Source organism: Photorhabdus viridis (assembly GCF_040256935.1).
Lineage (GTDB): Bacteria > Pseudomonadota > Gammaproteobacteria > Enterobacterales > Enterobacteriaceae > Photorhabdus > Photorhabdus viridis.
In genome coordinates this window covers 1-254 of record NZ_JBEJZY010000412.1, presented here as the reverse complement: position 1 = coordinate 254, position 254 = coordinate 1, and the positions used below count along the sequence as shown (strand labels likewise).

Genomic DNA, 254 nt, shown 5'->3' with positions numbered 1-254 from the left:
CTTCGGGGAAAGATATTTATTTAAGCGCAGCAAAAGATATTGATTTGAGCTCCGCAGAATTAACCTATCAAGATCATATCCTGCCTCTAGACTCAACAGAGCTCAACAGCAAAATCACCGCAAAGAATAATATCAGTATCATGAGTGGCGGGGATATTAACGGGAAAGCCGTTCAGATACAGGCTAACGGTAATACATTATTATCCGCCGGAAGAAATATCACATTACCGTCCCTGGCTTATTCTGTCATTAAC

1 protein-coding gene is annotated in these 254 nt (G+C 40.9%); it reads left to right on the top strand.

Going from position 1 to position 254, the window contains the following annotated elements; genetic code table 11:
• Positions 1-254, top strand: a 254-nt coding sequence (locus ABR397_RS23960) for a hemagglutinin repeat-containing protein (RefSeq protein WP_350307866.1), incomplete at both ends; no start/stop codon positions are given.